5 protein-coding genes are annotated in these 4,710 nt (G+C 61.4%); 1 reads left to right on the top strand and 4 read right to left on the bottom strand.

Annotation, left to right across the window (positions count from 1 at the left end; all coding sequences use genetic code 11):
* Window positions 1-19 precede the first annotated feature (19 nt).
* The 3 genes from xseA to rnd all read right to left on the bottom strand — a co-directional run bounded on the left by xseA (window position 20) and on the right by rnd (window position 2,772).
* Window positions 20-850, bottom strand: coding sequence for an exodeoxyribonuclease VII large subunit (xseA, locus tag AC04P6_RS08325; RefSeq protein WP_475566159.1), 831 nt, complete (start codon window positions 848-850; stop codon window positions 20-22).
* Between the two features lie 5 nt (window positions 851-855).
* Window positions 856-1,521: a zinc metallopeptidase gene (locus tag AC04P6_RS08320; protein WP_475566158.1), complete on the bottom strand. Its 666-nt coding sequence runs from the start codon at window positions 1,519-1,521 to the stop codon at window positions 856-858.
* A gap of 102 nt (window positions 1,522-1,623) precedes the next feature.
* The gene (gene rnd / locus AC04P6_RS08315; protein ID WP_475566157.1) at window positions 1,624-2,772 is read right to left on the bottom strand and encodes a ribonuclease D; all 1,149 of its coding nucleotides are present in this window, start codon (window positions 2,770-2,772) and stop codon (window positions 1,624-1,626) included.
* Window positions 2,773-2,846: 74 nt separating this feature from the next.
* Between rnd and AC04P6_RS08310 the strand changes: the two genes are divergently transcribed.
* Entirely contained in the window at window positions 2,847-3,761 is a 915-nt protein-coding gene (locus AC04P6_RS08310) for a diacylglycerol/lipid kinase family protein (protein ID WP_475566156.1), read from the top strand.
* Window positions 3,762-3,842: 81 nt separating this feature from the next.
* Here AC04P6_RS08310 and AC04P6_RS08305 read toward each other — a convergent pair.
* Window positions 3,843-4,710 (bottom strand): TerC family protein (locus AC04P6_RS08305; protein ID WP_475566155.1); only part of this gene is annotated, 868 nt, incomplete at its 5' end.

Here is a 4,710-nt window from a genome sequence, read left to right as displayed (position 1 = left end):
GACCGCTTGGCCTCCGACTTTACTGATCGAGCGCTGCATTGACCGATTCCCTTTCAGGTGCGACCATTTCGGCGGCAGCCGTCGGGGTTGATGCTCGGAAGTCGGCAACCATGTCGCAGATTGAATTATCGGGTTCGTGGCCGATGCCGGTGATTACGGGAACGGGGCACGCGGCAATGGCACGCGCGAGCGCCTCGTCGTTGAAGGGCATGAAGTCCTCGAAGGAACCACCGCCACGCACGAGCAGCACCTCTTCGGCGCCTGCATTCACCACGCAGCGAAGGGCCTCGATGAGCCCGGCAGGAGCCTGCGGGCCTTCCACGGCAACGCCCGCCAGCACGATGCGCGCAAGCGGGAATCGCCTGCGGAAGGTGCGCAGCACGTCGTGCACCGCCGCACCACGTGGCGAGGTTACCAAGCCCACAACCTGCGGCAATGCGGGAAGGGGGCGTTTACGGGAAGGATCGGTGAGACCTTCTGCCTGAAGCTTGCGCGCCAGGTTCGCCACGCGCGCACGCAAATCGCCTTCGCCGGCCAGCGAGAGCGAGAAGACGTCGAAGTTCATGCGCCCCTTGGCGGCATAGAGGGTGAAGCGGCCCGTGAGCTGCACGAGCATGCCCACGCGAATCTGCACGCCCATGGCGCGGAAGCGATTCTGCCACATCATGCAGGGAAGCGAGGCCGACTCGTCCTTCACGGTGAAGTAGACGGCCTTGTAGCCTGGCTTGTTCGAAACCTCCGAAACCTCGCCGATAAGCGTGACGGTGCAGGACTCGAGCGCGCTCTTCGCGCGCGCCATGGCCCCCGAAACGCTAAGCGGCTTGCGCTGTACGCCCTCCCCCTCGTTCATGGCGATTAATCCTGGCGCTGGCCGATGAGCCACAGGAGCTGCAGCGCGGAAACGAGCGCGGCGGCCACGTACGTGAGCGCGCAGGCGCGCAGCACGTTGAAGGCACCGGCGCGTTCGCCCTGGGGCAGGCCAGCAGCTTCCAGGTACTTCATGGCGCGATGGCTCGCGTTGAATTCAACGGGCAGCGTTACGAGCTGGAAGAGCACCGCGAACGCGTAGAGGATGATGGCCAGGTCGATGGCGCCGGCGATGTTCATGAAGATGCCGATGAGCAGCAGAATCATCCAGGCGTTCGACGCGAAGTTCACCACGGGCACCAGCGCCGAGCGGAACTTCATGGGGCCGTAGCCCTGCGCGAACTGGCAGGCATGGCCCACCTCGTGGCACGCCGTGGCAATGGCCGTGATGGAAGGCTGGCTGTACGCGTGCGGATCGAGCGTGATGGAGTTATCGCGCGGGTCGAAGTGATCTTGCCCTTCACCGCCGCGATGGAACGGAACGCCGTGCACGCCATGGTACGAGAGCATGTTCTCGCCCGCCTGCACGCCGGTGAGGCCCCACGACGAGGGCACGTTGGAGTACTTCTTGATCTGCGAGTTCACATATGCCTGGGCGCCGAAGCCGATGACGGTGGATACGACGATGAGAATGATATACGCGGTAGAGAACATGACTGGCCTTTCTGAGCCGCGAACGCACACGTGTTCGCTATTTCTTTGAGAACGGATTATAGACGCAGACCCCGCGTATCCCCTTATCCCAGCAGGAAAAACCTACGATTCGCTTTTTTTCGTTACCTTAAGGTTGCCATCGTCGATCGACAGCGCGATGTTGCCTTCCAGAAGCTCCAAGAGCTCGTTTCCCACGATTTGCGCACGCCAGCCCTTCAGCAGCTCGACGTCGCGGTACCCACGCGCGAGCGAAACGAGGTCGCTATGGCCGGCGAGCGTCTGGAACGCCACGCCCGCTTCGCGCGAACGAAGGCGCACGAGGGCGGTCATGACGTCGATTTGCAGGTCGACATTGTGCTCGTTCTTCTGCGGGCGATCGTGAGCGGGCCATTCCTCTTCGGGAGCGTCGAGGCCACGCACGATGGCGGCAACCACGCTACGCGCATCGGCGGTGCCCAGCTTGTCGGACATGCCACGTACCATGAACAGCTCGTCGATGGAACGCGCCTCGCGCTTGCAGGCCTCCACCACCTGTTCGTCGGTGATGACCCACTTGCGCGGAATGTCGAGCGTGCGTGCGCGCTGCTCGCGCCAGGCGGCAACCTCGCGCGCAGCGGAAAGCTGGCGACGCGAAAGCTGCGAAACGCGCTTCAGACGGCGGAAGCGTTCGCGCGGATCGTCGCGGTAGCGCTCTTCGTCGACCAGAGCGGCGAAATCGTCGTCGAGCCAATGGATGCGCCCCAGGTCGGAAAGGCGCTTGCTCATGCGGCGGTACATTTTCGGAAGGTACACGACGTCATCGGCCGCATACTTGAGCTGCGACGACGAAAGAGGACGGCGCGACCAATCGGTGAAGGAGTCCATTTTCTTCAGCTGCACGCCGCACACGTCGTTCACGAGCGCGCCGTACCCAATCTGCTGCGTGTGCCCCATAAGGGCGGCAGCGAGCTGCGTGTCGAACACGGGAGTGGGCATGACGCCCGTTTCGCGGAAGAGGATTTCGATATCCTGCGTGCCCGCATGGAAGACCTTCATGATGGTGGGCGACTGCAGCAGGGGAACGATGGCATGCAGGTCCTTGATGCCGAAGGGGTCGATGATGACCGTTTCGCTATCGGCGCGCATCTGCAGGAGGCAGAGCTTCGGATAATACGTTTTCTCGCGCAGAAATTCCGTGTCGATTGCGAGCACTTCGGATGTCAACGCTCGGTCAACGAATGCCTCGAGCTGGGCCTGGTCGGTTATGAACACGCTTTACAATCCTTACCACATATGGGTATACCTTATTAATACGCTACAACATCATAGCAATAGAAGAGGGCGCTGTGAAACTACTTGTACTGAATAACCTATCTTCTGGATATGGTGGAGATGCCATTTACGACTTCGCCCGATCGTACGCGAAAACGGGAGATGAAGTCTGCATTCGCTGCGTAGATGCATGCTCCTCGTTCGCCGACGCCCTCGCCGATGCAAGCACGTTCGACGCCGTAATCGCATCGGGCGGCGACGGAACGCATGCCGCCGTATGCTACCTGCTGCACGATTCGGGCATCCCCATCCTGCCCTTCCCCGCTGGCACGGCCAACCTGCTCTGCCAGAACGTCATGTCGCCCATCGAGCCCTTCGCCCTCGCCCAGCTTGCCAAGGAAGGCAAGTGCCTCGACTTCGATTTGGGAGAGATCATCACGAGCGAAGGCCATCATGGCTTCTCGATGATGGCCGGTTGCGGCTACGACGCCACGATGATGAGCGAGGCGCGTCGCGACAAGAAGCGCTGGGGGCCCGCCGCGTATTTCAAGGCGGCCTTCCAGAATCCGAACCCCCAGGTAGCGCACCTGAAGGTCACCGTCGACGGCGTAACGCACGAACACGAGGGCGTGGGGGTCATGCTCATCAACTTCAGCAAGATCCAGTTCGACATCTCCATCACGCCGCGCAATCTGCCCAACGACGGCGCGCTCGACGTGCTCGTGCTCACCACGCAAACCGCATGGGACCTCCTGCCCGCCGCGCTGGGGGCCGCATTCGACCATTCGGGCGGGTCGCTGGAAACCAGTAACGCGCTCGTGTACTACCGCGGCCGCGACATTCGCGTGGAATCAGACCCGCAGCTGCTCGTGCAATACGACGGCGAGCCGCTCGAGGCCTACACGCCCTTCCAGGCGCGCGTGCTTCCCGCAGCATGCAAGCTCATCGTCTCAGACGACGGATACAAGCTGTTCACCGCTGCAAACTAGCGAATAGCCCACACACGCAAAGCGACCCCTCCAGGAAAGATGCCAGAGGGGTCGCCTCGTTACGGCGTTATGCGAACGGCGTTACTCGCTGAGTTCGCCGCTTTCGATGAGCTCCTGGCGCATCTGCTGGCGGCCGCGCTCGATTTCGCGCTCGCGATGGAACTGCGCAGCGCGCTTGTTGTACGTCATCTGGATGATTTCCATGACAAGGCTGAAGACCATCGCGAAGTACACGAGCACCTTTTCCAGCGACATGCCAAGCGCCTCGATTTCCACGCCGGTATGCAGGCCGAAGCCATCGAGCGTGAGCAGCAAGCCGATGGAGAGGATGAACACGAGGGCCAGGATGGTGATTTCCGCGTGCTTGTTGATGAAGTCGCTCACCTGGTCGATGAAGACCATCATGAGCAGGATGGCGGAAATGACCGCGATGATCATGATGATGAGGTGCTCGGCCATGCCCACCGCCGTGATGACGGAGTCGATGGAGAACACGATGTCCATGACCATGATGGTGCCCACGGCCTGGCCAAGGCCAATCTGATGCGACTTCTTGTCCTCGTCGTCGCCGTGCTTGGCGCGTAGCTCTTCCAGAGCCAGCATGCTACGCAGCTCGCTGGCACCCTTGTAGATGAGGTAGATGCCGCCGGCGGCAAGCAGCAGGTCGCGCACCGAAAAGCCATGGGAGTAGAAGCCCAGGTCGACCGTGAAGATCGGCTGCGTCATGTGGATGAGCCACGACGCAAAGCACAGAAAGACGACGCGCATGATCATGGCGCCGGCCAGACCCAGCTTGCGGCCGATATGCTGCTTGTCTTCGGGAAGGCGGTTCGTGGTGAGGGCGATGAACGCAATGTTGTCGACGCCTAGAACGATTTCCAGGAAGACGAGCGTGAGAAGGCTGATCCAGGCTTCTGCGGTGAGGAAAATCGAAAAGTCAATCATGTAG

The sequence above is a fragment of the Denitrobacterium sp. genome (assembly GCF_056180635.1).
Note: the sequence above shows the minus strand (reverse complement) of the source record. Positions and strands in the feature narration are given on the sequence as shown.

What these genes read in the sequence shown, in the direction of transcription:
- AC04P6_RS08320 (WP_475566158.1), bottom strand. Translation starts at nt 1,521, where the DNA reads ATGTTCTCTACCGCGTATATCATTCTCATCGTCGTATCCACCGTCATC.
- xseA (WP_475566159.1), bottom strand. Translation starts at nt 850, where the DNA reads ATGAACGAGGGGGAGGGCGTACAGCGCAAGCCGCTTAGCGTTTCGGGG.